This window comes from Fusicatenibacter saccharivorans (assembly GCF_027667425.1).
Taxonomy (GTDB): domain Bacteria; phylum Bacillota; class Clostridia; order Lachnospirales; family Lachnospiraceae; genus Fusicatenibacter; species Fusicatenibacter saccharivorans.
This window is the reverse complement of sequence record NZ_JAQEGR010000013.1, coordinates 64,747-89,600: the sequence shown is the minus strand read 5'-3', so window position 1 is coordinate 89,600 and position 24,854 is coordinate 64,747. Positions and strand designations below refer to the sequence as shown.

The 24,854-nt window shown below is 44.1% G+C and carries 26 protein-coding genes and 1 pseudogene; 20 read left to right on the top strand and 7 right to left on the bottom strand.

The window, feature by feature from the left end; all coding sequences use genetic code 11:
* The first annotated feature begins 17 nt into the window (after window positions 1-17).
* The 14 genes from PGS38_RS12950 (at window position 18) to PGS38_RS12885 (ending at window position 11,618) form a co-directional block, all read left to right on the top strand.
* A complete protein-coding gene (locus PGS38_RS12950; RefSeq protein WP_015541085.1) occupies window positions 18-524 on the top strand; it encodes a superinfection exclusion B family protein in 507 nt (168 codons plus the stop codon).
* Window positions 525-594: 70 nt separating this feature from the next.
* On the top strand, window positions 595-837 hold the full coding sequence (locus PGS38_RS12945; RefSeq protein WP_117598680.1) for a hypothetical protein: 243 nt from the start codon (window positions 595-597) through the stop codon (window positions 835-837).
* Window positions 819-1,313 (top strand): antirestriction protein ArdA, encoded by a 495-nt coding sequence (locus PGS38_RS12940; RefSeq protein WP_165858243.1) that lies wholly within the window; start codon window positions 819-821, stop codon window positions 1,311-1,313. Before PGS38_RS12945 ends, PGS38_RS12940 begins: the two co-directional genes overlap by 19 nt.
* A 23-nt stretch (window positions 1,314-1,336) precedes the next feature.
* Window positions 1,337-1,825: an antirestriction protein ArdA gene (locus PGS38_RS12935; protein WP_118198945.1), complete on the top strand. Its 489-nt coding sequence runs from the start codon at window positions 1,337-1,339 to the stop codon at window positions 1,823-1,825.
* Between the two features lie 113 nt (window positions 1,826-1,938).
* Window positions 1,939-2,328, top strand: coding sequence for a conjugal transfer protein (locus PGS38_RS12930; RefSeq protein WP_117597782.1), 390 nt, complete (start codon window positions 1,939-1,941; stop codon window positions 2,326-2,328).
* A complete protein-coding gene (gene tcpF / locus PGS38_RS12925; RefSeq protein WP_117597781.1) occupies window positions 2,315-4,765 on the top strand; it encodes a conjugal transfer ATPase TcpF in 2,451 nt (816 codons plus the stop codon). The genes PGS38_RS12930 and tcpF overlap by 14 nt, the downstream gene beginning before the upstream one ends.
* Window positions 4,766-4,770: 5 nt before the next feature.
* Window positions 4,771-6,900, top strand: a complete 2,130-nt coding sequence (locus tag PGS38_RS12920) for a CD3337/EF1877 family mobilome membrane protein (RefSeq protein WP_118198944.1) — start codon at window positions 4,771-4,773, stop codon at window positions 6,898-6,900.
* Window positions 6,897-7,901 (top strand): bifunctional lytic transglycosylase/C40 family peptidase, encoded by a 1,005-nt coding sequence (locus PGS38_RS12915; protein ID WP_118198943.1) that lies wholly within the window; start codon window positions 6,897-6,899, stop codon window positions 7,899-7,901. The genes PGS38_RS12920 and PGS38_RS12915 overlap by 4 nt, the downstream gene beginning before the upstream one ends.
* 15 nt (window positions 7,902-7,916) lie before the next feature.
* Complete coding sequence (locus PGS38_RS12910) at window positions 7,917-8,822, top strand: conjugal transfer protein (protein ID WP_270437980.1); 906 nt, start codon at window positions 7,917-7,919, stop codon at window positions 8,820-8,822.
* Window positions 8,823-9,026: 204 nt separating this feature from the next.
* Window positions 9,027-9,404, top strand: a complete 378-nt coding sequence (locus PGS38_RS12905) for a GntR family transcriptional regulator (protein WP_117597777.1) — start codon at window positions 9,027-9,029, stop codon at window positions 9,402-9,404.
* Window positions 9,405-10,274, top strand: coding sequence for an ABC transporter ATP-binding protein (locus tag PGS38_RS12900; RefSeq protein WP_117597776.1), 870 nt, complete (start codon window positions 9,405-9,407; stop codon window positions 10,272-10,274).
* Window positions 10,264-10,905: an ABC-2 transporter permease gene (locus PGS38_RS12895; RefSeq protein WP_117597775.1), complete on the top strand. Its 642-nt coding sequence runs from the start codon at window positions 10,264-10,266 to the stop codon at window positions 10,903-10,905. Before PGS38_RS12900 ends, PGS38_RS12895 begins: the two co-directional genes overlap by 11 nt.
* Before the next feature lie 10 nt (window positions 10,906-10,915).
* Window positions 10,916-11,302 (top strand): hypothetical protein, encoded by a 387-nt coding sequence (locus PGS38_RS12890; protein ID WP_270476363.1) that lies wholly within the window; start codon window positions 10,916-10,918, stop codon window positions 11,300-11,302.
* A 127-nt stretch (window positions 11,303-11,429) separates the two neighbouring features.
* Complete coding sequence (locus PGS38_RS12885; protein ID WP_117597773.1) at window positions 11,430-11,618, top strand: cysteine-rich KTR domain-containing protein; 189 nt, start codon at window positions 11,430-11,432, stop codon at window positions 11,616-11,618.
* Between the two features lie 62 nt (window positions 11,619-11,680).
* Here PGS38_RS12885 and PGS38_RS12880 read toward each other — a convergent pair whose 3' ends face one another.
* Window positions 11,681-12,037: a helix-turn-helix domain-containing protein gene (locus PGS38_RS12880; RefSeq protein WP_117597772.1), complete on the bottom strand. Its 357-nt coding sequence runs from the start codon at window positions 12,035-12,037 to the stop codon at window positions 11,681-11,683.
* 575 nt (window positions 12,038-12,612) lie between these two features.
* Here PGS38_RS12880 and PGS38_RS12875 point away from each other — a divergent pair.
* The 5 genes and pseudogenes from PGS38_RS12875 to PGS38_RS17845 all read left to right on the top strand — a co-directional run.
* A complete protein-coding gene (locus tag PGS38_RS12875) occupies window positions 12,613-13,029 on the top strand; it encodes a sigma-70 family RNA polymerase sigma factor (RefSeq protein ID WP_117597771.1) in 417 nt (138 codons plus the stop codon).
* A gap of 1 nt (window position 13,030) precedes the next feature.
* A complete protein-coding gene (locus tag PGS38_RS12870) occupies window positions 13,031-13,267 on the top strand; it encodes a helix-turn-helix domain-containing protein (RefSeq protein ID WP_008393052.1) in 237 nt (78 codons plus the stop codon).
* Window positions 13,268-13,711: 444 nt separating this feature from the next.
* Window positions 13,712-13,834 carry a hypothetical protein gene (locus PGS38_RS12865; protein ID WP_270437975.1) on the top strand — a complete coding sequence of 41 codons (123 nt, stop codon included), beginning with the start codon at window positions 13,712-13,714 and terminating at the stop codon, window positions 13,832-13,834.
* 84 nt (window positions 13,835-13,918) lie between these two features.
* Window positions 13,919-15,559: a recombinase family protein gene (locus PGS38_RS12860; protein ID WP_181978349.1), complete on the top strand. Its 1,641-nt coding sequence runs from the start codon at window positions 13,919-13,921 to the stop codon at window positions 15,557-15,559.
* Between the two features lie 73 nt (window positions 15,560-15,632).
* A pseudogene (locus PGS38_RS17845) lies at window positions 15,633-16,487 on the top strand (N-acetylmuramoyl-L-alanine amidase); the annotation flags it as partial.
* 67 nt (window positions 16,488-16,554) lie between these two features.
* On the opposite strand, the gene pcrA reads toward PGS38_RS17845, so the two are convergent.
* Complete coding sequence (gene pcrA, locus PGS38_RS12850) at window positions 16,555-18,783, bottom strand: DNA helicase PcrA (protein WP_055228510.1); 2,229 nt, start codon at window positions 18,781-18,783, stop codon at window positions 16,555-16,557.
* A gap of 181 nt (window positions 18,784-18,964) precedes the next feature.
* Between pcrA and PGS38_RS12845 the strand changes: the two genes are divergently transcribed.
* A complete protein-coding gene (locus PGS38_RS12845; protein ID WP_117510256.1) occupies window positions 18,965-19,585 on the top strand; it encodes a DUF1836 domain-containing protein in 621 nt (206 codons plus the stop codon).
* A gap of 60 nt (window positions 19,586-19,645) precedes the next feature.
* Here the strand turns inward: PGS38_RS12845 and PGS38_RS12840 are convergent, their stop codons facing one another.
* From PGS38_RS12840 to PGS38_RS12820, 5 genes are all read right to left on the bottom strand, one after another.
* Window positions 19,646-19,945, bottom strand: a complete 300-nt coding sequence (locus PGS38_RS12840) for a YerC/YecD family TrpR-related protein (protein ID WP_022463203.1) — start codon at window positions 19,943-19,945, stop codon at window positions 19,646-19,648.
* Between the two features lie 96 nt (window positions 19,946-20,041).
* Window positions 20,042-20,929: an AraC family transcriptional regulator gene (locus PGS38_RS12835; RefSeq protein ID WP_270476362.1), complete on the bottom strand. Its 888-nt coding sequence runs from the start codon at window positions 20,927-20,929 to the stop codon at window positions 20,042-20,044.
* An 18-nt stretch (window positions 20,930-20,947) separates the two neighbouring features.
* Window positions 20,948-22,420 (bottom strand): xylulokinase, encoded by a 1,473-nt coding sequence (xylB, locus tag PGS38_RS12830; protein ID WP_270476360.1) that lies wholly within the window; start codon window positions 22,418-22,420, stop codon window positions 20,948-20,950.
* Between the two features lie 124 nt (window positions 22,421-22,544).
* Window positions 22,545-24,011 carry an L-fucose/L-arabinose isomerase family protein gene (locus PGS38_RS12825; protein ID WP_055221457.1) on the bottom strand — a complete coding sequence of 489 codons (1,467 nt, stop codon included), beginning with the start codon at window positions 24,009-24,011 and terminating at the stop codon, window positions 22,545-22,547.
* Window positions 24,012-24,120: 109 nt separating this feature from the next.
* Entirely contained in the window at window positions 24,121-24,738 is a 618-nt protein-coding gene (locus tag PGS38_RS12820) for a DUF4867 family protein (RefSeq protein WP_055221409.1), read from the bottom strand.
* Between the last annotated feature and the right edge of the window lie 116 nt (window positions 24,739-24,854).

Below are 24,854 nucleotides of genomic sequence, written 5' to 3'. Positions count from 1 at the left end.
ATTGCGGAGGAATGATTATGAAAGATTTTATTGATTTCTTAAAATTACCGCCTAATATTCTAGGAGCTTTGTCTATTGCAAGCGGAGCATTATTACTATTGCCAGACCAGTTGGCTAAAAGGCTATATATGACAGAGTTTCGTGATAAATATGGATTTACAATAGGTATTATTTTTGTCGTTTCAACTGCTATACTAATAGTTCTTATAGTTAGTAAAATATATCATTACTTTTATGATAAGCATTCATCAAAAAAATTGGTTGAAGCACAAACAAAATATCTTAAAAGAATGACACCAGAACAAGTTATTGTGATTCGGGAGTTTATCAATGAACCAACACATACATTGCCACTTCCTTATAATAATGGATTGGTAATTGAGTTACAACACCTGCAAATTATTACACCAGCAGGACAAACTCATTTGGTAGATATGTTAGACCCTCAAATTCAATTCTTTTTGCAACCGTGGGTTATTCAGAGAATTAACAATGATGATGAATTAAGGCAAAAATTTTATTAAAATGAATTAGCAGTAAATCATAATAGGTTTGCTGCTTTTTTTATGCAAAATTTTTAGATTGGAGGACAACATGAAAACAGATATTTTTGAGGATATGAAAGATTATATCGGCTGTAATGATGTTTCCGACCTGCCTTACCGCAAACGTGAGGTGTGGGAAGAAATCAAACGACAGCTACCGCTTAAATATCCTAAAGAACAGTTAGAAAAATTTTCTCATTATATGTTCGGTGTAGATTATGCTGTTATAATGGGAATACTGGAAATGAAAGGAAGTGACAGAACATGCAGGAAATGCGAATCTACCTGTTAAACAATACAAGGCCTTACCATGATGAGGACGACGGTTATTCTGGCGACTGGTTCAACTGTCCTGTGGACTTTGAGGAAGTCAAGGAAAAACTCGGCGTGGAGCATGAAGAACAGTTTGAGATTGCTGATTATGAGCTGCCTTTTGATTTACACAGCGATACGCCGCTTTGGGAAATCAATGCCAACTGCCGCATGGTTCTTGAATTGGAGGGTACGCCTATCGGCAATGAAATGAAAGCCATTCAGCAGAAATGGTTTTCCAGTTTCGAGGAATTTATCGACCATAAGGACGAGATACGCTACTATGATGTGGGTGACGGTGCGGCTCTGGCAGAATATCTTATCTGTGAGGAGTATGTTTTCGGTGAGATTCCTCACGAACTGCAAAAGCACATAGATTATCATTCCTATGGTAGTGAGTTGGAAATGGACGACAGATACTTATTTACCACAAGCGGCGTGTTCCGCTATCAGTAAAGGGGTGATGTGGTATCGAAGAAATGCGAATCTATATCGCCAATCTTGGGAAATACAATGAGGGTGAGCTTGTGGGTGCGTGGTTTACGCCGCCCGTTGATTATGACGAGATGGCAGAACGTATCGGCTTGAATGACAGGTACGAAGAATACGCTATCCATGATTATGAGCTGCCCTTTGAGATTGACGAGTACACGCCCATTGAGGAAGTCAACCGTATGTGTGAAATGGTGGAAGATTTACCAGAGAATATACAGGACGAATTGAGCGAGATGGTCGGTCATTTTGGAAGTATCGAAGAACTGTACGACAATAAAGACCGTATCTTTCACTATCCAGACTGTGAGGATATGGCAGATGTGGCAGAGTATTTTCTGTATGAAAGTGGAACAATGGACGCTGTACCAGAAGAATTGAGGGATTACATAGATTTTGAAGGCTATGGGAATAACCTCTATACCTCCGGCACATTCATAGAAACGAATCACGGTGTTTATGAAATCGGCTGGTAACGACAACTGAATATTTTACTATCTGCCAGTGAAATGACACTGGTTATTTTTTTGCAGCAGCCTTGAAAGATAGGCTGCTGTTTCCATTTTAGAACAGAAAGGAGCTGTGAAAATTGAAGAAAATCAAAAGCTATACAAGCATATGGAGCGTAGAGAAAGTCATTTACGCAATTAACGACTTTCAGCTCCCGTTCCCTGTCACGTTCAGCCAGATGGCTTGGTTTGTGGTGTCGCTGTTCGTGGTGATTCTCTTTGGGGAGCTTCCGCCCTTTAACATGATTGACGGTGCGTTCCTCAAATACTTTGGAATCCCTGTGGCGTTCACTTGGTTCGTATCGCAAAAGACCTTTGACGGAAAGAAGCCTTTTGGATTCCTGAAATCGGCTGTCACCTTTGCCTTACGTCCAAAAGTGACCTATGCCGGAAAAGCAATCAGACTGAAAAAGGAAAGATTCAATCCCGTTATTACGACAGTTAGGAGTGTGATGTATGTTCCCGATTAAATATATCGAAAACAATCTGGTGTTCAACCATGACGGTGAGTGCTTTGCCTACTATGAGCTGACACCTTACAATTATTCGTTCCTGTCACCAGAAGAAAAGTACATGGTGCATGACAACTTCCGTCAGCTTATTGCCCAGAACCGTGACGGAAAAATCCATGCCCTACAGATTGCCACAGAGGACAGCCTGCGTGCGGTACAGGAGCGTTCCAAAAAAGGAATCACAGGCAGATTAAAAGAGATTGCCTGTAAAAAAGTAGACGAACAGACAGAAGCGTTGGTTGAAATAATTGGGGAAAATCAGATTGACTATCGCTTTTTTCTTGGATTCAAGCTGCTGGTGAATGAGGAAGAAATCAGTTTCAAGGGTATGCAAAAATCAGCGGCTATGACCTTTACGGATTTTATCTATGAAGTCAATCACAAGCTGATGGGTGACTTTGTTTCCATGAACAATGATGAAATCAACCGTTTCCTAAAGATGGAAAAGCTCTTGGAAAGCAAAATCTCACGCCGCTTTCAGTTCCGCAGGCTGGATAAGAACGACTTCGGCTATCTCTTAGAACATATCTACGGGAATACAGGCGTTGCCTACAGTGATTATTCCTATGAGCTGCCAGTCAAGAAGTTAAAACGTGAAACGCTGGTGAAGCGATATGACCTCATCCGTCCGACACGCTGCATGATAGAGGAAAACCAGCGATACCTAAAGATTGAGCGTGAAGATCAGACAACTTTTGTTGCCTACTTCACGATTAACAATATCGTGGGTGAGCTGGATTTCCCGTCAAGCGAGATATTTTATTACCAGCAACAGCAATTCACGTTCCCTGTTTCCACTTCTATGAATGTGGAAATCGTCACCAACAAAAAGGCTCTGACGACTGTTAGGAACAAAAAGAAAGAATTGAAAGACTTGGATAACCATGCGTGGGAATCCAACAACGAAACGGGAAGTAACGTCATGGACGCTTTGGATTCGGTGAATGAGTTGGAAACCAATCTCGACCAGTCAAAGGAATCCATGTATAAATTATCTTACGTTATCCGTGTAGCTGCGGATTCTTTGGACGAGTTGAAAAGACGCTGTGATGAAGTCAAAGACTTCTATGATGATTTGAACGTCAAGTTAGTGCGTCCTTTTGGGGATATGCTTGGTCTTCATGGTGAATTTATCCCGTCCAGCAAGCGTTACATCAATGATTATATCCAGTATGTTACCAGTGACTTTCTCGCCGGACTTGGCTTCGGTGCGACACAGCAGCTTGGAGAAACGGACGGTATCTATATCGGTTACAATCTCGACACTGGAAAAAATGTGTACTTAAAACCTAGCCTTGCGGCACAGGGCGTAAAAGGTTCGGTAACAAATGCTCTTGCGGCGGCGTTCCTCGGTTCGCTTGGCGGTGGAAAGTCATTCTGTAACAACCTAATTATCTATTATGCGGTGCTGTTTGGAGGGAAAGCGGTCATTGTAGACCCAAAATCAGAGCGTGGCAACTGGCAGGAAACGTTACCCGATATTGCACAGGAAATCAAGATAGTTAATCTCACCAGTGAGGACAAGAACAGAGGACTTCTTGACCCGTATGTGATTATGAAGCGAACAAAGGACGCTGAAAGTCTGGCGATTGATATTTTGACATTCCTTACGGGTATTTCTTCCCGTGATGGTGAGAAGTTCCCTGTATTAAGGCGTGCAATCCGTTCTGTAACACAGAGCAAAAAACGAGGACTACTCCGTGTTATTGATGAATTGAGGAAAGACGGTTCTTCCGTGGCAGGGAGTATCGCAGACCATATCGAGAGCATGACCGATTATGACTTTGCACACCTTTTGTTCTCGGACGGTGATGTGGAGCAATCTATTAGTTTAGACCGACAGTTAAATATCATACAGGTGGCAGACCTTGTACTGCCGGATAAGGATACAAAGTTTGAAGAATACACCACAATGGAGCTGCTTTCTGTGGCAATGCTTATCGTTATCAGTACCTTTGCCCTTGATTTTATCCATTCCGACAGGAGTATTTTCAAGATGGTGGACTTGGACGAAGCGTGGACGTTCCTACAGGTAGCACAGGGGAAAGCACTGTCTAACAAGCTGATTCGTGCCGGACGTTCCATGAACGCTGCTGTTTACTTCGTCACGCAAAACTCTGGTGATGTGGACGACGAAAAGATGAAGAACAATATCGGCTTGAAATTTGCCTTTCGTAGCACGGATATAAAAGAAATCAAGAATACCCTTGAATTTTTCGGTGTGGATAAGGAGGACGAGGGCAACCAGAAAAGACTTAGGGATTTGGAAAACGGGCAATGCCTGTTTCAAGATTTATACGGGCGTGTGGGCGTTATCCAGATTCACCCTGTATTCTCTGACCTGTTCCATGCCTTTGATACCAGACCGCCAGTACAGACAGAAGAAACGAGGTGAAGCCTATGCGTAAGAAAAAGATAATTCGCTGGCTGCTCATTACTCTTGCGGTGATTCTCGGCGTGCTGGTGATTTTATCCATCACAGGCACAGTGGCTTATGCGGCTGGACTGGTAGATAATACGGTGAGCGACAGCAACGCCTACTCTAAATATCCGTTGGAAAACTATCAGCTTGACTTTTACGTTGACAGCTCTTGGGATTGGCTACCGTGGAACTGGCTTGATGGGATTGGGAAAAGTATTCAGTATGGCTTGTACGCTATCACAAACTTTGTCTGGACGGTGAGCCTTTATATCTCCAATGCGACAGGCTATGTGGTACAGGAAGCCTACAAGCTAGACTTTATCTCTGATACCGCAAGCTCTATCGGAAAGAACATTCAAACGCTGGCTGGCGTGACGCAAAACGGATTTTCCAGCGAGGGATTTTATGTGGGATTCTTTTTACTTCTGATTCTGGTAATGGGAATCTATGTGGCATACACAGGACTGTTAAAAAGAGAAACCACAAAAGCTATTCACGCAGTTATCAACTTTCTTGTGGTGTTCCTGTTATCCGCTTCTTTTATTGCCTATGCCCCAAACTATATCAGCAAAATCAATGACTTTTCCGCAGATATAAGCAGCTCGGCATTATCGCTCGGTACAAAAATCGTGCTGCCCGATTCCAATAGCAAAGGAAAAGACAGTGTGGATTTGATAAGGGATAGCCTGTTTTCCATACAAGTGAAACAACCGTGGCTGCTTTTACAGTACGGGGAATCGGATATAGAAACGCTCGGTTCTGACCGTGTAGAAAGCCTGTTATCGGAAAGTCCGGACACAGACGACAGAGAGGACGTTGTGATTGAGGAAATCGAAGATAAGGACAACGACTATTTAAGTGTCACAAAGACTATGACCCGTCTTGGTATGGTGGTGTTCCTGTTTATCTTCAATATCGGTATTACAGCGTTTGTCTTTCTGCTTACCGGCATGATGATTTTCTCGCAGGTGCTATTTATCATTTACGCCATGTTTCTGCCGATAAGTTTCATTTTATCCATGATACCGACTTATGAGGGTATGGCAAAAAAGGCTCTTACAAAGCTGTTCAACACCATTATGATGAGGGCTGGAATCACGCTGATTATCACCACAGCCTTTAGTATCTCAACTATGTTTTACTCTATTTCCTCCGGCTATCCGTTTTTCATGGTGGCATTTCTACAGATAGTCACCTTTGCCGGAATCTATTTTAAATTGGGTGATTTGATGGCAATGTTCAGTCTGCAATCTTCTGATACACAGCAAGTCAGCAGACGAATCATGCGACACCCGTATATGTTCCTTAACCGCAGGGCAAGACGCTTGGAGCGTAAAATCGGAAGAACCGTTGCGGCTGGTGCTGCTGGCGGTGTAGCTGGTGCTGCTGCGGCTTCTGCTTCTACGAAAAAGGCAGACAGTACCAAACAGACAGGTAACACACATACGAGAGCAAATCACAATACTTCTGCTTCTGGTGGAGGTAACGGAAAGCCGCCTGCTCTGTCCGATAAGATGAATCAAAAAGATTCTTCACAATCGACAGTACATAGCAGCTCTACGAACCAGACACAGGAAATGCAATCCACTTCAAAACGTGGAATCGTGGATAAAAAATCGGTATCGCAGCAGCCACAATCAGAAAGACAGAATCCGCAACGTCCGATTGTAGGTAATGAACAGGACAAGCAGGAAACACAGAAACAGGAGCGACAAGGCAACGGATCAGCGACAAAAGGAGCTGCCCCAGTGCATGAGCGACCAGCAACAACGCCTGTTCCTGTAAAATCGGATTCACAGGCGGTAGCTTCAAAGCCAGAGCAGAACGTCAAGGAGCGTCCTGTCACGGTGACAAAGGAGCAACCGCAGTCAAGCAAGATTAAAGAGCCTGTAACAAAATCACAGGAGAATGTGAGAACGCAGGTTGTCAGAGAATCCTGTCCGGCAGATAAGCAGACTTCATCAGCAGTAAATAAACATTCACAAGCTGCCACAGATACCTCAAGACAAACGGTACAACGTCAGAAGCAGACAAAGACGGTTCAGAAAAAGACCACAAATCAATCAACAATGAAGAAATCTACCAGTAAGAAAGGCGGCAAGAAATGAAGTTAAGGCATTTCGATGTGTTCGGTGGGATTTTCACGGTGATTATCTGTCTGCTTCTGTTCCTGTTTATCGTGACCGCAGATGATGAAGAAAGCGGTTCTCCCAGCTTTGATTTTTCTGGACTGAATTTGTCACAAGAAGTCTTGAAACATCAGCCTACGGTAGAAAAATACGCAAAGGAATACGGAATCTCTGACTATGTGAACTATCTGCTTGCGATTATGCAGGTGGAATCCGGCGGCACTGGCACGACAGACGTTATGCAAGCCAGTGAATCACTTGGTCTGCCGCTTAATTCCTTGTCTGTGGAGGATTCCATCAAGCAGGGGTGTAAATACTTCTCGGAGCTTTTGAAATCCGCAGAAGCAAAAGGCTGTGACATCAACACAGTGGTACAGTCCTATAACTATGGCGGCGGCTTCATTGATTATGTTTCCAGTCATGGGAAAAAGTACACCTTTGAGCTGGCGGTCAGCTTCGCAAAGGATAAATCCGGCGGTGTCAAAGTCACCTATAAGAATGAGATTTCCATAAAAGAAAATGGCGGCTGGCGTTACAAGTACGGGAATATGTTCTATGTAAAGTTAGTCAGTCAGTATTTGGCTGTGCCTAGTTTCAGTGACGCAACCGCACAGGCAATCTTCAATGAAGCGTTGAAGTATCAAGGCTGGAAATATGTGTATGGCGGCAGCAATCCCAACACTTCTTTTGACTGTTCGGGATTGGTTCAATGGTGCTATGCGAAAGCTGGTATCAGCTTACCTCGTACCGCACAGGCACAGTATGACGCTACGCAGCACATACCTCTGTCACAGGCAAAGGCTGGTGACTTGGTGTTCTTCCACTCGACCTATAATGCCGGAACCTACGTCACGCACGTCGGGATATACGCAGGAAACAACAGAATGTATCACGCTGGCGACCCTATCGGATATGTAGATTTAACAAGTTCGTACTGGCAGCAACACTTGATTGGTGCCGGACGGGTGAAAACCAAATAAGAAAGGAATGGTGCTATGTTATTTAAGAAAAAGGATAAGGAATCGAAACCTAAAAAAGAGAAAAAAGTGCCTGTGATGAAAGTCGGCACGCATAAGAAAACCGTGATTGCCTTATGGCTGGTACTGATTGCCAGTATCAGCTTCGGGGTGTATAAGAATTTCACCGCCATTGATATGCACACGGTACATGAGAAAGAAGTCATTGAACAGCGTATCATTGATACCAACAAGATAGAGAACTTTGTAAAAGCCTTTGCGAAGTCCTACTATTCTTGGAGCAACACGCAGGAATCCATTGAGAAAAGAACCGCAGCCATCAACAACTATCTAACAAAGAGCTTGCAGGATTTGAATGTCGATACGGTACGACAGGATATACCTACAAGCTCAACAGTCACGGACGTTAAGATTTGGGAAGTTGAAGCAGCTGGAACGGACGACTTTACCGTTGTCTACTCGGTAGATCAGACGGTAACGGAGGGAGAAACCTCTATCGGCTATACTTCCGCTTATATGGTAGTGGTTCATGTAGATGGTGACAGAAACATGGTGATTACACAGAATCCGACCATCAGCAGCATACCGACCAAATCCGGCTATGAACCAAAAGTCAAAGAAGCAGACGGAACGGTGGACGCTGCCACTACGGAAGAAGTGACAGAGTTTTTGGAAACATTCTTCAAGCTGTACCCTACCGCAACAGAAAAAGAGCTTGCCTACTATGTATCGGGGAATGTGCTTGAACCTGTCAACTGTGATTATGTGTTCTCGGAGCTGGTAAATCCTATCTATACACAAGATGGGGAACAGGTGAAAGTGTCCGTATCAGTGAAATACCTCGACCAGAGGACAAAGGCAACACAGATTTCACAGTTTGATTTGATACTGGAAAAAGATAGCAACTGGCAGATTGTAAAATAATGAAGATGGGGAATGGATATTAAGAACCGTTCCCCTTTAATCATTTTCATGCACGCTTAATTTTTTTGCTTATTGTACTACGAAAAAAATGCCATTCTTAATTTGGAAGATTAGTTCCAGAAAAATCAGAAAGAATATTGACATATAAGTGATGCGTGTATATAATGTGTATGAGTAAACATCACACTAAAGGAGGAAAGACATTTGAAGATAGTAATATCTAATACATCTGAAAATCCTCTTTACCAGCAAATCAAAGACCAGATAAAAGACGCTATCTTAAGAGAGGAATTAGTGGAGGGCGACGCTCTTCCGTCTATCCGTTCCTTTGCAAATGATTTAAAAGTCAGCGTCCTAACAATACGGAGGGTATATGATGAATTGGAAAAAGAGGGATTTATTACAAGTCAAGTCGGTATCGGAACTTTTGTTTCTACAAGTAATATTGAATTATTAAGGGAGTCCAAACGGCGACTTGTAGAGAAAAAAATGCTTGATATGATACAGACAGCTAAATCACTAAATATCAGCAAAGAGGAATTAAATGCCATGATGGATATTCTATATGAGGAGGGAAACTGAATGAACAATATTTTAGAAGTATCTGGAATCAATAAAAATTACGATGATTTTTCCTTGAAGGACATTTCATTCTATTTACCAGAGGGATGTATCACTGGATTTGTGGGAATCAACGGGGCAGGTAAGACAACCACTCTACGAAGTATTTTAGGGCTTACCAACAATGTGTCGGGGAAAATAAATTTTTTTGGTATGGACATAAAGGGAAATGAAAGCGAAATAAAAGACCGTATCGGTATAGTGCTTGATGATGGTTGTTTTTATGATGAATTAACCATTTCAGAAATGAAAAGCGTCATAGCACCTGCTTACAAAAACTGGTGTGAACAAGATTTTATTGATTACTTAGAACGATTCGAGCTTAACCCAAAGCAAAAAATCAATACACTGTCGAAAGGTATGCGTATGAAATATGCTTTGGCATTGGCTCTTTCCCATAAAGCGGAGCTGCTTATTATGGACGAACCGACAAGCGGACTTGACCCACTGGTACGAAGCCAACTTTTGGATATATTAAAAGATTATATGAACAAAGATGGGAAAGGTGTATTTTTTTCTACGCATATTACTTCTGATTTAGATAAAATTGCAGACATGCTGATTATGATTGATAGTGGGCAGATTGTTTTTCAAGAAGAAAAAGACCAGTTGCTTGACAGCTATCGAATTATAAAAGGAAGTGCAGAGAAACTGAATTCAGATACACGAAAGATGTTTCTTTGCACAGAAGAAAGTGCATTTAATTTTACGGGAATTACAAAACAGGCTTCTGTTGTTATGGAATGTATGCAGGATGTTCTTATAGAACGACCAACGATTGAAGACATTATGCTTGCGAATGTGGAAAGGAGAAAAAAGAATGTTATTTAGCTTAGTAAAAAAAGATTTTCTAATTGTAAAGAAATATGTGGGTATTATGCTTATTGTATCCTTTTTAATTCCGCCTATTATGCTTTGGCGTACACCTGAAGCGGCTGGAGCTATGGGTTTCACACTTACTATTATTTTCAGTATTTTCATGTTGACACAATATGTTTCCTTAAAGGAACATCAATATCCGAAAGCAACTACTCTGCTTTGTGCAACGCCATATCCCCGTAGGCTGATTGTGCTTTCAAAATATTTATTTTGTCTGGTTATTTATGCGGTATGCTGTTTGATTTTTGGAATTGACACACTTATTTTTCCAAAACTGGGAACGTTTGATATTAGGATGGCGGTTATCATTTTTTTTATGGTCACTGCATTTTTATCTGTTTATTTTCCTGCTTTATATAAACTGGGATATGAAAAAACAAAATTTGTCTTTGTCTTAGTTATTATGGCATCCCCTATTTTGTTTGCAGCTCTGTTTAAACCAGAAAATAAGATAAAGTTTGATTTCTTAAATACTGTTTCCACAACAATGCTCATTGTTTTTGGTATTATAATTAGTCTTGTCATTTTTTCAATATCCGCTATTCTGTCAATTAAGTTTTTTGAAAAGAGCGATTTGGCATAGGAGGTATCGTATGGAACATGATGTAATTATTTTGTATTTGATAGCAGGAGTATCGTTTACTTTCGCCTTGTTTAATTGTATTTTGTTTGCCTTGAAACATGAAAAGACAATGAAAACAGATGGAACGATTGTTTCAATAAAGTCTACAAATCCGACAAACGAAAAATGGCGTAATGCGAAACTGGCAGAGGTTTCCTATCTGGTAAATGGCAAGCGAATTGTGTCAAAAAATCGCATACAGGTTTCTCTTGCCTCCGATATAGGAACGCATATTCCCATCCGATATGACCGAAACCAGCCAGACAAAATATACAGTTATTCAGTAAAACGAATTATTATAGGATTTTTAATTGGTGTAGGCAGCATACTTATAGCTGTGTTTATGCAAATTCATTAGAGAAAGGGGATATAGGATATGCCACGTTTCCCAGAATGGTTTATAGTCATTTGTGTGTTGTTCCCCATTGCCAATTTGATTTATAAGGCATGGAAAAACAGAAAGAAATAGCAAAGTGGAGGTAATGATGAAAAAAACGGAATGGATACGCTGCCCTGTTTGTGGTAACAAAACCCGTGACAGAATTAGAGAAGATACGGTTTTAAAAAATTATCCACTCTATTGTCCGAAATGTAAACAGGAAGCCTTAATAGAAGCCAAAAATCTACAAATAATAGTAATCAAAGAGCCAGACGCACAGACGCAGAGCCGATAACACCGAGAATAGTTTTATCTTGGGTTATCGGCTTATTTTATTTAGGGTTAAAAAGTGGAGGATTACTCGTCCTCCACTTCCTTAGACTTGATGATTCCGTCAGCAACACTTTCCATGATAACTAAATCCTTATCAGAAAGGCTATCAAGCTGCTTTTCCAACTGTCGTCTTCTGGTGCTTTTATCCAGATCAGACGCAGGCAGGAAAAACTCATCAACCGAAATATTAAGTAATGATACAAGGTCATAGAACACCTGTAAACTTGGGTGCTGCCCTTTGTTCTCAATATTTGTCAGATAACGTGGGTCAATCTCAATCATTGCTCCCACTTGCTCACGGGTTAAGTTTTGTTTTTTGCGAGCTGCTTTGATTGTAAGACCAAAGGCTCTAAAATCGTATTTATCTTCCTTTTTACGCATATATAATCACCTCACTATATTCTACAGTTCCTGTTGATTTTCTAACAGGTATAGAAAAACGTATAGTATGGTTTATTAGTTCCTGTTATGCGTATCAAAAGAAGAAAATTACTGTTAAGCGGTAAATAAAAAAAACCGTTATTAACAGTATCATTTTTGCGTGTCAAAAAATATCTTTACTTAAATGGCGGTTTGGAAAGCCGCCTTTTTCTTTTTCCAACAATGAAAAATAGCATATTGGTTTGGTTTAGCGGCTCTGGGAGGTAGCCGCATTGAAAAACCTGTGTAATCGACAATCTTCAACATATCTGTTATTGTCAAAAAAATATTAGCTTTCAAAGCGGCGCAATATACTCTTGAATATGGTTTTTCACATTACATAGCAGGAATAATTTTAAAAGCACAAGAACAGCATTTCTTTTATGCTCTTGTGCTTTTTTTGCTGCCTAAAAAATTTTTCAAAATCTTTTCTGAAAGCGCAACAAATAGCTGCTGCGTGGGTAGCTACTGTGCGGAAAGGGGGATAGAGGGAAAACAACCTCATCTACTCTCACGCAGAAAGGAGGTGAATCAGCATGAAGTCATCTTCTTTCCAACAGGCTATTCAAGCACAGTTTGATTGCCTTACAAAGAAAGTCATAAAAAGAGCAGCAATGAAGTATAACCGTGATATTTCAAGACGCTTGAAACATGAAGTTCCATTCTCTGAAATTTCAGATTTGGAATTGAACAAAGCAGGCGTTTATGACAGATATTCCAGCGATTATACAGCGTTTAATGTTCTTGGCATGGAAGTACAAGTATCGGACGACCAGTTAAGCAAAGCGCTCAAATGTTTACCAGAGAGAAAACGCAATATCATTTTGTTGTCCTACTTTATGGATATGTCTGACGCAGAAATCGGAGAGCTTATGAACGTGGTACGCACCACTGTATACCGTCACAGGACAAGCACTCTGGAAGAATTACGAAAAATGATGGAGGAGGAATAGCATGGATAAAGACCAAAAACATATACCGTTTGCTGTGATTGTGGCGGCTACCAATGGTGATGAAGCTGCAATACAGGAAATTTTAGATTTCTATGACGGATACATATCAAAGTTGAGCTTACGCAAATTGTATGACGAATACGGTAATGTCTACATGGTGGTGGATTCTGAATTAAAAGGCAGAATACAGGCGGCGGTCATGGATATGATTGCAAACTTTGAGATTGTCGTAATCTAATCATTCTGACGGGCGGAGCATTTCCCCTTTCCTCTGCTCCGCTTGTCAATCTATGAAAGTCCATTAGCTAGGTAGTGGATTTTCATAGACTGGCAAATACAGTCGGGAGTTCTTTGACAACTGAATACAATAATCAAATACGTTTGATATGCAGTGAGCCGACAGACTGGAACGCTATGACCCGCGAAAGGAGGGAAAACAGGTGAGCGACCACGCCAGTGATCTGTGAACAACTGTTGGAAAGGTTGTTGCCATGACCTGTATATCAGAATAATGATACACCCGTATGACACGATTCGCCCATCAGAATGGGAAAGGTGAAAGTCCTGTGGAGCTTGCCAGAGCCATTTGATTATTGAGAAAAAGCAGCGCAGGCAGGTATATTGGATAAGCCTGTTTGCGTATGTTGAGAATAGATAGCTGAAACAAGGAGGGCGATAAAGTTTGGAAAAGAAAGAACCAATCCAATATACAGTGGAAAGAGAATTTTTGTCAAAATTTACCATAGAGGAATTGCTTGTCCGTATCATCAAATCTCACCTTAATAATAAGGCTCAAAATGGGTAGTCTGGTAATGGTAAATCCACAGAAAACGGCTGTTTTTTGCGGTAAAGCGTGGTATAATCTTATTATAGATAGGGCGACAGTTGAATGGGTGGATATATGAAACTTCAAAAGGTATTGAACTTATTCAATGTTGCAATTTATATCAGATTATCAAGAGAAGATGGTGATAAGGAAGAAAGCGATAGTGTAGGAAATCAGAGAAAACTCTTAACAGAGTATGTTGCGAAAAAAGATGATTTTATTTTGTACGACGTATACGTTGATGATGGTTATTCGGGAACAAATTTCAACCGACCTAGTTTCCAAAGAATGATTGCGGATATTGAAGATGGAAAGGTAAACTGCGTTGTTGTAAAGGATTTATCAAGATTCGGGCGTGATTACATTGATACTGGAAGATACTTAGAGCGATATTTCCCAGAATTGGGAGTGCGTTTTATCTCTGTAACAGACAGTATTGACAGTATGAAACAGGCATATGATATGCTGCTCCCAATCAAGAATATTTTCAATGAGCAGTATGCAAGAGATATTTCCAAAAAAATACAGGCAACTGTAAAATCAAAACAAAAAGCTGGTGAGTTTATAGGGGCGTTTACAAGTTATGGCTATAAGAAATCCCCTGTTGATAAAAACAAATTAGTAATTGATGATTACGCTGCTGATGTTGTCCGTAGAATCTTTTCCTTATATATACAGGGATATGGAAAACAGAGAATCGCAAAACTGCTGAACGCAGAGGGTATTTTGTGCCCGGCAGAATATAAAAAGGTCAATGGTGAGAATTACAAGAACTGTAACCGTCTGGAAAGCACAACGTACTGGTCGTATTCCACAATCAACAGTATTCTCCACAGGGAAATGTATGTGGGGAACATGGTACAGGGAACAAAGCACCAGCGCATGAGAAGCAAGCAGAAGAAAATGCCAAAAGAAGAATGGATAATCGTTGAAAATACCCATGAGCCAATTATAGATAAAGCAACATGGGAAAAGGCTCAATCTCTTTTACAGAAAAGGACAAGGGAGTTGGATTTGGAAACGAATAAAAATATCTTCGCTGGTTTTGTGAAATGCGGTGATTGTGGCAGGGCAATGACAAAAAATATGTGGCGTCGTGCAGATGGAAGTAAAACATACAGTCTTTATTGTGGAACATATAAGAGAAACGGGAAACAGTATTGTACGCCCCATACGCTTCCTATGGCAGTGTTGGAAGATATTGTACTGGGTGATTTAAAAGCAATCGTTGACAGCGTAGACAACTTAAAAGAGTTAGTACAATCGCAGAGCTTCACAGCTTCAAAAGTTAAAAGGATTGCAGATACGGAACTTAGTAAAATCAAAGCAGAATTGGAACGTGTGAAAAGACTTAAAAAATCCATATATGAAGATTACAGAGAAGAATTGATTTCCAAAGAAGAATTTCTTTCTTACCGAGAGGATTATCTAAAAAAAGAAGAACTTTACTCCAAACAGATTGAAGCGCTGGAAGAAAAGAAGAAAGACAATGTGACAGAAGATGTTTTTGAAACGCCTTGGCTTAAAAGGCTTTTGGAATTAAAAGACATTGAAACACTGGATAGAGACATTGTGGTGGAAATGATAAGCGAAATAAAAGTCTATGAAAACCGCAAAATCAAAATCACTTATAACTTCGGAAATGAACTGGAACATTTATTTTCCAGTGTGTACAGTGTGGAATCGGAGGGAAAGGCTATCTAATCTCACACATTTCTAAATCCCCTAATCAGTCTGGGGGAAATACATATAGCATTTGCGCAATTAACACCCTGCACACGGGGGAAGTGATCCGGGCGCTGTCTATGAGGGACGCAGGGAAAAGGATGACAATCTTTCCCTCGCCATCGCGGTCGGCGAGCTTCTTTCCCGGCAGGGTGTCTCTGTCATTTATACCCGCACAACCGATGTTTATCAGACGCCGTTTGAAAAGGCGCAGATGGCCAATCAGGCGGATGCCGACTTTTTTATTTCTTTTCACCGGAATTCTTCGGAGGAACCGAACCAGTATACCGGCGTGGAAACGCTTATCTATGACAACTCCGGCATCAAACAGACAATGGCAGAAAACATTAACGGCGCGCTCTCGGAGCTGGGATTCCGGAATCTCGGTGTCAAGGCACGGCCAGGGCTTGTTGTTCTGCGGCGGACGAAAATGCCGGCTCTTCTGATTGAAACCGGCTTTCTGAACAATGAGCAGGACAATACGCTCTACGATGAAAAGCAGGAAGAAATCGCCCGCGCCATCGCGGATGCAGTGCTTGGAACGCTGGATCTCGAGACGGTCACGGAGGCTGACCGGCGCGCTGCGGAAACGGAGGCCGCCCGTCCGTCCGTTTCAACAGCGGATACCGTCACTGCTTCCGCTTCGCCCCATCCCACGCCGCCGGAACAGGAAAATCCTTCCGATACACCGGAAACCTTCTACCGTGTCCAGACCGGCCTTTTCCGCATCCGCCAGAATGCCGACCGTATGCTTTACGACCTTCTCGACCAGGGCTATCCCGCTTTTCTTCTCGCCGAGGACGGCTTTTTCAAAGTCCAGGTCGGCGCTTACCGCCAGCTCGGAAATGCCATTCTGATGGAACGCCGCCTGCGCCGCGACGGCTATTCCACCCTGATTACCACCTGAGCGTCTGACGCATCAGTCGAAAAAAGAGCGTGCCGGAATTTTATTTTCCGGCACGCTCTCGTTCTCCTTATAACTTTTTCAGTTTTGCAAACGAAGCAAACATTTTCTTCGTACCAGCCTGGTCGAAGTTGACGGTAACTTCATAATCTCTTCCGCCGTCCACGATATCCGTGACAATGCCGACACCGAACTTGATATGGCGCACCGTATCCCCGATTTCGTAATCGAGTTTCGTCGCCTTCTGCGCGCTGAAGGTTTTCGCCTGCTGCGGCTTCTCGCGGAATGCCTGCTTCATCGCCGCATAGACGCTGCCTCTCGTCGGAATGTCCATCTTCGGTTTCCGGTCTTCGATCTCCCCGCGCTCCCGCTCCAGGGAAATCAGCTCCCGCGGAATCTCTTTGACAAAACGGGACATCTTGTTGTACTGCACTTCGCCGCGGATCATTCTCTGGCGCGCACACGTCAATGTCAGATGCTGCATCGCACGCGTGATGCCCACGTAGCAGAGACGGCGCTCCTCCTCCAGCTCCGACGGATCATCCCCGGTGATCGTCATGTAGCTTGGGAAAATACCATCCTCCATGCCGGCAAGGAATACGTTCGGGAACTCCAGTCCTTTTGCGGAATGCAGTGTCATCAACAACACGTAATCGCTCTCCTCATCCACCGAGTCGATATCAGACACCAGCGCAACCTCCTGCAGAAAACCACCGAGAGATGGCTGTTCGGCGCTCTCCTCATAATCCGCAATCTTTGAAATCAGCTCGTCGATGTTCTCGATGCGGGCTGCCGCTTCTTCGGTTCCCTCCGCCTGCAGATCTGCTACATAGCCGGTCTCCTCGATGATTTCATTCAGCAGCTCTTTGACCGACAGATAATCTGCTTTCGCGCGGAGTACCTGTAAAAAGGACGTGAAGGATTTAATCTTATTTAAAGACCGCATCAGCCCCGGCACATACTCGGCCTCGAGAAGTGCATCGTAGAAACGGATGCCCTGCTCTGCCTCCCAGTCCTGCACTTTGTTGATCGTCGCCGCTCCGATACCGCGCCGCGGAACGTTGATGATACGCAGTACCGCAAGGTCATCCTCCGGGTTCTCGATCACACGCAGATACGCCAGCAGATCCTTGATCTCGCGTCTCGCATAGAAGTTAACACCGCCCACGATTTTATATGGAACATTTGCAAGCAGCAGTTTCTCCTCAAAAAGACGGGACTGTGCGTTGGTACGGTAGAGAATTGCATAATCACGGTACTTCTTTCCCTCCGTGCGGACGCCGCGCGTGATTTCTCCTGCCACGTACTCCGCCTCCTCAAAACCGCTCTGGAACTGCCGCAGATCGATCAGGTCACCCTCCGGATTCTCTGTCCACAGGCGTTTTGCTTTTCGTCCCTGGTTATTCGCAATCACTTCATTTGCCGCATTCAGAATATTCTGCGTGGAACGGTAATTCTGCTCCAGTTTAATGACCTTCGCATCCGGGAATACATGCTCAAAGCTCAGAATATTTTCAATATTCGCCCCGCGGAATTTGTAAATCGACTGGTCATCATCGCCGACAACGCAGAGATTGCGGTATTTTGCCGCCAGAAGGCTCACAAAGCGGAACTGAACCGTGTTGGTATCCTGATACTCATCGACCATGATATAGCGGAACTGCTCCTGATAATAATCGAGCACTTCCGGGAACTGCTGGAATAATTTTACGGTCTGTACCAGCAGATCATCGAAGTCCATTGCATTGTTTTTCTTTAACTCTGCCTGATACTCCGCATAAACTGCCGCATACTTCTGCAGCTTCCAGTCGATTCCCGCGTCAATCCGGTACTGGTCCGGCTCGATCATCTCATCCTTTGCGGACGAAATTGCCGCCATGATCGCACGGTCGCGGTACAGTTTCGGATCCATCTGGAGCCGTTTCATGATGTCCTTGATCAGCGATTTCTGGTCATCGGTATCGTAAATTGCAAAATTGTTGGCGTATCCCAGACGTTCAGCATGGCGGCGCAGAATCCGCACGCAGCTGGAATGGAAGGTGCTGACCCAGATCCGCTCCGATCCGTATCCCACGATTTTATCGACACGCTCACGCATTTCTCCGGCGGCCTTATTCGTAAAGGTGATCGCCATAATATTCCATGGATTGACGCCTTTGTCCCGGATCAGGGAGGCGATGCGGTGCGTCAGTACCCTCGTCTTTCCCGAACCGGCACCTGCAAGGATCAGAAGCGGCCCTTCGGTGTGCTCCACAGCTTCCATCTGCATCGGGTTTAATCCTGTTTCTGTCTGATTCATGTTCTTTCTCCTTCATCTGCTTCGAATCTTTTCACATGCATCTCAGTATATAACAAATCCGCCCCGGTTACAAGTAAGAACGAACATACGTTGCATTTTTATCATGGAAACTTTTTTTTTCGCAAAGTCCTTGCTATCTGGTATTAAAAACTATATAATGGGAACCGTGAGGTGATAACAAATGACGATAGACTCAGATAAAATTCTTCATGATTTACTGAATTCACTGGATTCTCTCGAAGGCATCCGCCCGGGGGAAATCCCGAACATTGCTTTATATATGGACCAGGTCACGACCTTTATGGACGCACAGCTCGCTTCTTCGCGCCGTTTCGAGTCCGATAAGGTTCTGACAAAAACAATGATCAACAACTATGCAAAAAACAAGCTGCTCCCGCCGCCGGTCAAAAAGAAATATTCGCCGGAGCACATGATGCTTCTGGTTTTTATTTACTACTTTAAAAACATCCTCTCGATCACGGATATCCAGACACTGCTCGCCCCGATCACCGATCGGTATTTCGGCACGGAGAGCGGCTTTTCCATCCAAGATATCTACGACGAAATTTTCCAGATGGAAAAAGAAGAAATTGCATCCGTAAAAGAAGATCTTCTGAAAAAAGCGGATGTATCCAAGTCCATGTTCGGCAGCTCACCGGAGGAGGATCGGGAATTTCTCCAGCTCTTTTCGTTTATCTGTCTGCTGAGTTTCGATGTCTATCTGAAAAAACAGATGATCGAGCACATGGTGGATGAACTGGCATCCCTCGCGGCGCCTTCTGATCCGAAAAAGAAAAATTAAGAACAAACGTGTAAAATCAAAAAAGACGGCTGCGTTGGAATCGCACCGTCTTTTTTGATTTTACACATTTTCTTTCTTTTCCATCCGTTCAAACACCATCTCATATCCGTCGTTTCCATAGCTTAAGGAACGGTTCACGCGGCTGATCGTCGCCGTGGATGCTCCCGTCTTTTCGGAGATTTCCAGATACGTTCTCTTCTCCCGCAGCATTTTCGCCACTTCAAACCGCTGCGACAGCGAAAGCAGTTCATTGATGGTGCATACATCCTCAAAAAAAGTATAGCATTCTTCCTTATTCTTCAGACACAAAATTGCCTCAAAAAGCTGGTCTACTGCTTCTGAATGAAGTTTCTTGTTCATTTCAAGCCCTCCTGTACGAAAATTAAGTCCCCATCTCATTCTTATAACTTGGAATACTACCATTTTAGCACAGTAAAGTGTGAAATACAAGTCCTTTTATCCCTGCATCAGCAAAGCCTGTACCATCGACTCCCGCTGTCTGCGGTAATCGCTCGGCGAACAGGCCTTTACCGTCTTGAAGGTACGGTTGAAGGCACTTAAAGAAGAGAATCCGGAATTCATCGCCACATCCGTGATACTCATCTTTTTGTCATACAGAAGCTCCTCTGCGCGTTTGACGCGTTTAGAATTGAGGTACTCATAGAATGTCATGTTCATGTACTGCTTGAAAATTCTGGTAAAGTGGAACTTGGAAAATCCGCTGACCGTAGCTACTTCCTCGAGAGAAAGATTCTCCATGTAATGGACATTGATATAACGGCAGACGCTTAAAACAGCCTCTATATATTCCTGCTGTTTCATTGCCCCGAACGTATTCTGCGCGTTGGCATCCGAAAAGCCCTTGCGGCCAAACTCTGAAAAAAGCTCTTTGAGGCCGGTGCAGATTCTGTGCGTCATCACTGCGCCCTCATTATCGTATTCCCGCACCAGTTCCAGAATCTGGCTGCGTAGAAACAGATAGAAGGGATCTTCCTCATCCTCTTTTTTGAAGTAGATGGCCGGAAGCCGCAGGAAAATCGTTTCCATTTCTTCCTGATTCTCCACACAGCCCGGTTCCACCAGCATGACAATCCGTTCTCCCTGGGATACGAATCTCATTCCGTGTACAACGCCGGAATTGATCATAATGATGTCGCCCTCTTTGAGATTATAGCTGTCTTTTCCGACAACAACCTCATATTCGCCTCTGGTCGGCATGATAATTTCAATTGCGGTATGCCAGTGCTCCGGATAGCCTTCTGTCACGGTGTTGTGAAAGATTTCAAACGCCGGCGGGTTTGCTGCATTCCGGTCAAATGTTTTCCCATGTTCCACTTTCTTCATCTTATTTCTTACCTCTTTTTATTGCAGCAGCTCTGTAAACAGATCTTTTACGGTCGGATAAATCTTTGCAAATTTCTGATACTGGCGCTCATATTTCTCAACCAGTTCCGGTTCCGGCTCGATGGTCTCTGTCACACGAACAATTTTTTCTGCCGCCTCTTCTACGGATGAAAAGACACCGCAGGCAACGGCTGCCAGCATGGCTCCGCCAAGTGCCGGGCCTTCCTCGGACTCAATACGGTCCACTTTGATGTTCAGCACGTTTGCGATCATGCGTCTCCACAGCGGGCTCTTTGCACCGCCTCCGCAGATTTTTGTTCTCTCGATCTGGATACCGAGGGATTTTGCTACCTCAAAGGAATCGCGGATCGCAAAGGCAACGCCCTCGAGAACAGCCTGGGTCATATCCTCTCTTGTGGTGTCCATGGTCAGGCCGATGAAGGTTCCTCTTGCATCCGGGTTGTTGTGCGGGGAACGCTCGCCCATCAGATACGGCAGGAAGAATACATTATTCTCGCCAAGTTTTGTGATGTTCTCCTGCTCTTTTGTATATTCTTTTGTGCGGATGATTTCATCCATCCACCATTTGTTGCAGGAAGCTGCACTCAGCATGCATCCCATCAGGTGATAGTGGCCGTCTGCGTGTGCGAATGCGTGCAGGGCATTGTGGCTGTCTACGCCGAATTTGTTGCTGGAAATGAATACGGTTCCGCTTGTACCAAGGGAAACGTTGCACATGCCGTCGCCTACGGTTCCGGTTCCGACTGCGGCTGCTGCGTTGTCTCCGGCTCCTGCTACAACTTTACAGGTCTCCGGCAGTCCAAGTTCTGCTGCTACTTCCGGTTTTAAGGTTCCGACAGCGTCAAAGCTCTCATGGAGCTCCGGCAGCATCTCCAGGGAAATACCGCAGATTTCTGCCATCTCTTTGGACCAGCATTTGTTCTTGACATCCATCAGAAGCATGCCCGATGCATCGGAGTAGTCGCTTACGAATGCGCCGGAGAGACGGTATGCCAGGTAATCTTTTGGAAGCATGATTTTGCAGATTTTTGCGAAGTTATCCGGCTCATTTTCTTTCACCCAGAGAATCTTCGGTGCGGTAAAGCCTGCAAATGCAATGTTTGCGGTGTACTCGGAGAGTTTTTCTTTTCCGATTACGGTGTTCAGATAATCGGTCTGTTTTGCGGTACGGCCGTCGTTCCAGAGGATCGCCGGGCGGATGACGTTATCGTTCTCATCCAGGATGACAAGGCCATGCATCTGGCCGCCGAAGCTGATGCCGGCTACCTGGGATTTGTCTACGTCTTTTACCAGCTCGCGGATTCCCTCTTTGCTCTGCTCCCACCAGTCTTCCGGTTTCTGCTCAGACCAGCCTGGATGCGGGAAATACAGCGGATACTCTCTCGATACAATATTTACAATTTTGCCTTCCTCGTCCATCAGAAGCAGTTTGACAGCGGAAGTACCAAGGTCAACACCAATAAAATACATGTCGAATCTCCTTTTTCTACTCTTTTTCAAAAAGGGCGGCAGTAGACCTAGCTCTCTGCTCCGCCCTTTTGCTTATGCGTTACTGCATATCTTTCTTATTTTTCAGTGATTCTTCCGGAACGGATTAGCCCCACGGATTCTCTGTCGGGTAACGAACACCCTTCGGCTGGTTGTAGCCGATCTCATCTACTTCAACACCGAGCATTTTGAATACTTCGAATAACGGTTTTCCGAAGTGTCCGAATGCTACTGCGCCGTGATGCGGATAGTTTTTCTCTACCAGTACGTGACGGTAGAATCTGCCCATCTCCGGAATAGCGAAGATACCGATGCTTCCGAAGGAACGTGTTGCTACAGGAAGAACCTCGCCCTCTGCGATGTATCCGCGCAGTTTTGCGTCAGATGTGCTCTGCAGACGATAGAAGGTGATGTCTCCAGGAACGATATCTCCCTCGAGGGTACCCTGTGTTACTTCTTCCGGAAGGGTTCTTGCCATGATCATCTGATATTTCATAGAGCAGAATGCCAGTTTGGTGGAAGCGGTATTTCCGCAGTGGAATCCCATGAAGGTATCTTTTAAGGTGTAATCAAATTTGCCTTTGATTTCGCTCTCATACATATCCTTCGGAACGGTGTTGTTGATGTCGAGGAGTGTTACGGTGTCTTTGGATACAACGGTTCCGATGAACTCGGACAGTGTTCCGTAGATATCTACCTCACAGGATACCGGGATGCCCATCTTGGTCAGACGGCTGTTGACATAGCAAGGAACGAATCCGAACTGTGTCTGGAATGCCGGCCAGCATTTTCCGGTCAGGGTTACGTATTTTCTGGAGCCTTTGTGTGCTTCGATCCAGTCTAACAGGGTGATCTCGTACTGAGCCAGTTTCGGCAGGATTTCCGGTTTCAGGTTTCCTTCGCCGAGCTCTTTTGCCATATCTTCTACGACTGCCGGGATTCTCTCGTCGCCTGCGTGTTTGTTGAATGCTTCAAACAGGTCAAGCTCGGAGTTCTCTTCGATTTCTACGCCGAGGTTGTACAGCTGTTTGATCGGTGCGTTACATGCCAGGAAGTTGGTCGGACGCGGTCCGAAGCTGATGATTTTCAGGTTCTTAACAGCTACAACTGCAGTTGCAACCGGTACGAAATCTTTGATCATGGCTGCTACGTCTTCTGCATCGCCAACCGGGTACTCCGGAATGTATGCGTGCAGGTTGCGCAGTTTCAGGTTGTAGCTTGCGTTCAGAACGCCGCAGTATGCATCGCCGCGTCCGCCTACAAGGTCGTCGCCGGTCTCTTCTGCTGCTGCTACTACCATGCAAGGTCCGTCGAAGTATTTTACAAGCAGGGTTTCCTCGGTCTCCGGTCCGAAGTTTCCAAGGTATACAACAAGTGCATCACACTCTGCTTTTTTCAGGTCTTCGAGTGCGTTCATCATGTCGATTTCATTCTCGACGATGATTGGACATTCGTAGATTTCTCCGTCGTATGCTTTTACGACTGCTTTTCTTCTGTTCTCGGAAAGGCTGTTCGGGAAGCAGTCACGGCTTACTGCAACGATACCTAATTTGATTTCCGGTGTATTGTTGATCATTTTTGAAGATCCTCCTTTTTTTGGTTTTCTTGGTTTTTGGTTTCTTTTTATGTTCAGAACTGCTCTTTTGGGGCAGTGTTTCTGATTTCTGGTTTTGTCTCTGGTTTTATTTTACCGAGAGGTTTTCTCCTTTGATGCCTGCTACGCTTCCAGCGATGTTTGCATCCGGGTGGCTTAAGAGCCATTTGTTTCTGGCGAAGAGCAGGTCGTCTTCCGGGGTGTGTTTTTCTTCCAGGGTGATGTCGGTATTGGTTCCTTTTGGAAGGACTACGACGCATTTGAAGCCGCTGGCTGCCACGTTGCATGGTGCGTAGTGGAGGGTGGTTGCGTAGACTTCAATGGTGGTTCCGGCCGGGATTAAGAAGGCCTCCATTTTGGATGAGTCGTAGGTGTGGTCTTCGGTGATGTCCTGTTCTTTTCCGAGGATCAGGATCAGGTCGGTTACGGCGATGTTGATTTCGCTGTCGCGGTGGTATTCTACGGCGTTCAGTAAATGGTTGTGGCCGTTGCAGTAGCCGATCTGGATCGGCATGCCGCCGTAGAGGCTGTCGGATACGGACTGGGCGCTTTTGCAGGCTTCGAGGCTTTCAATGGAAGGCTCGTAGACTACGTCGTCGGGACATGGGGTCTCGGACATGGCGGTGATGATGTCGCTGACGTCGAGGTCTTTGATGACTTTGCCGTACTGGCGGAATGCTTCGTCTGTTACTTTCAGAATCTGCATTGTGTTGGTGCTCCTTTCGTACAATTAGTTTAATGATTGAACTAATTGTAATATAGCACTTGTATGTACTTCTTGTCAACATGTATTTGGATGAAAAAACGGGTAGGTTGACAAAT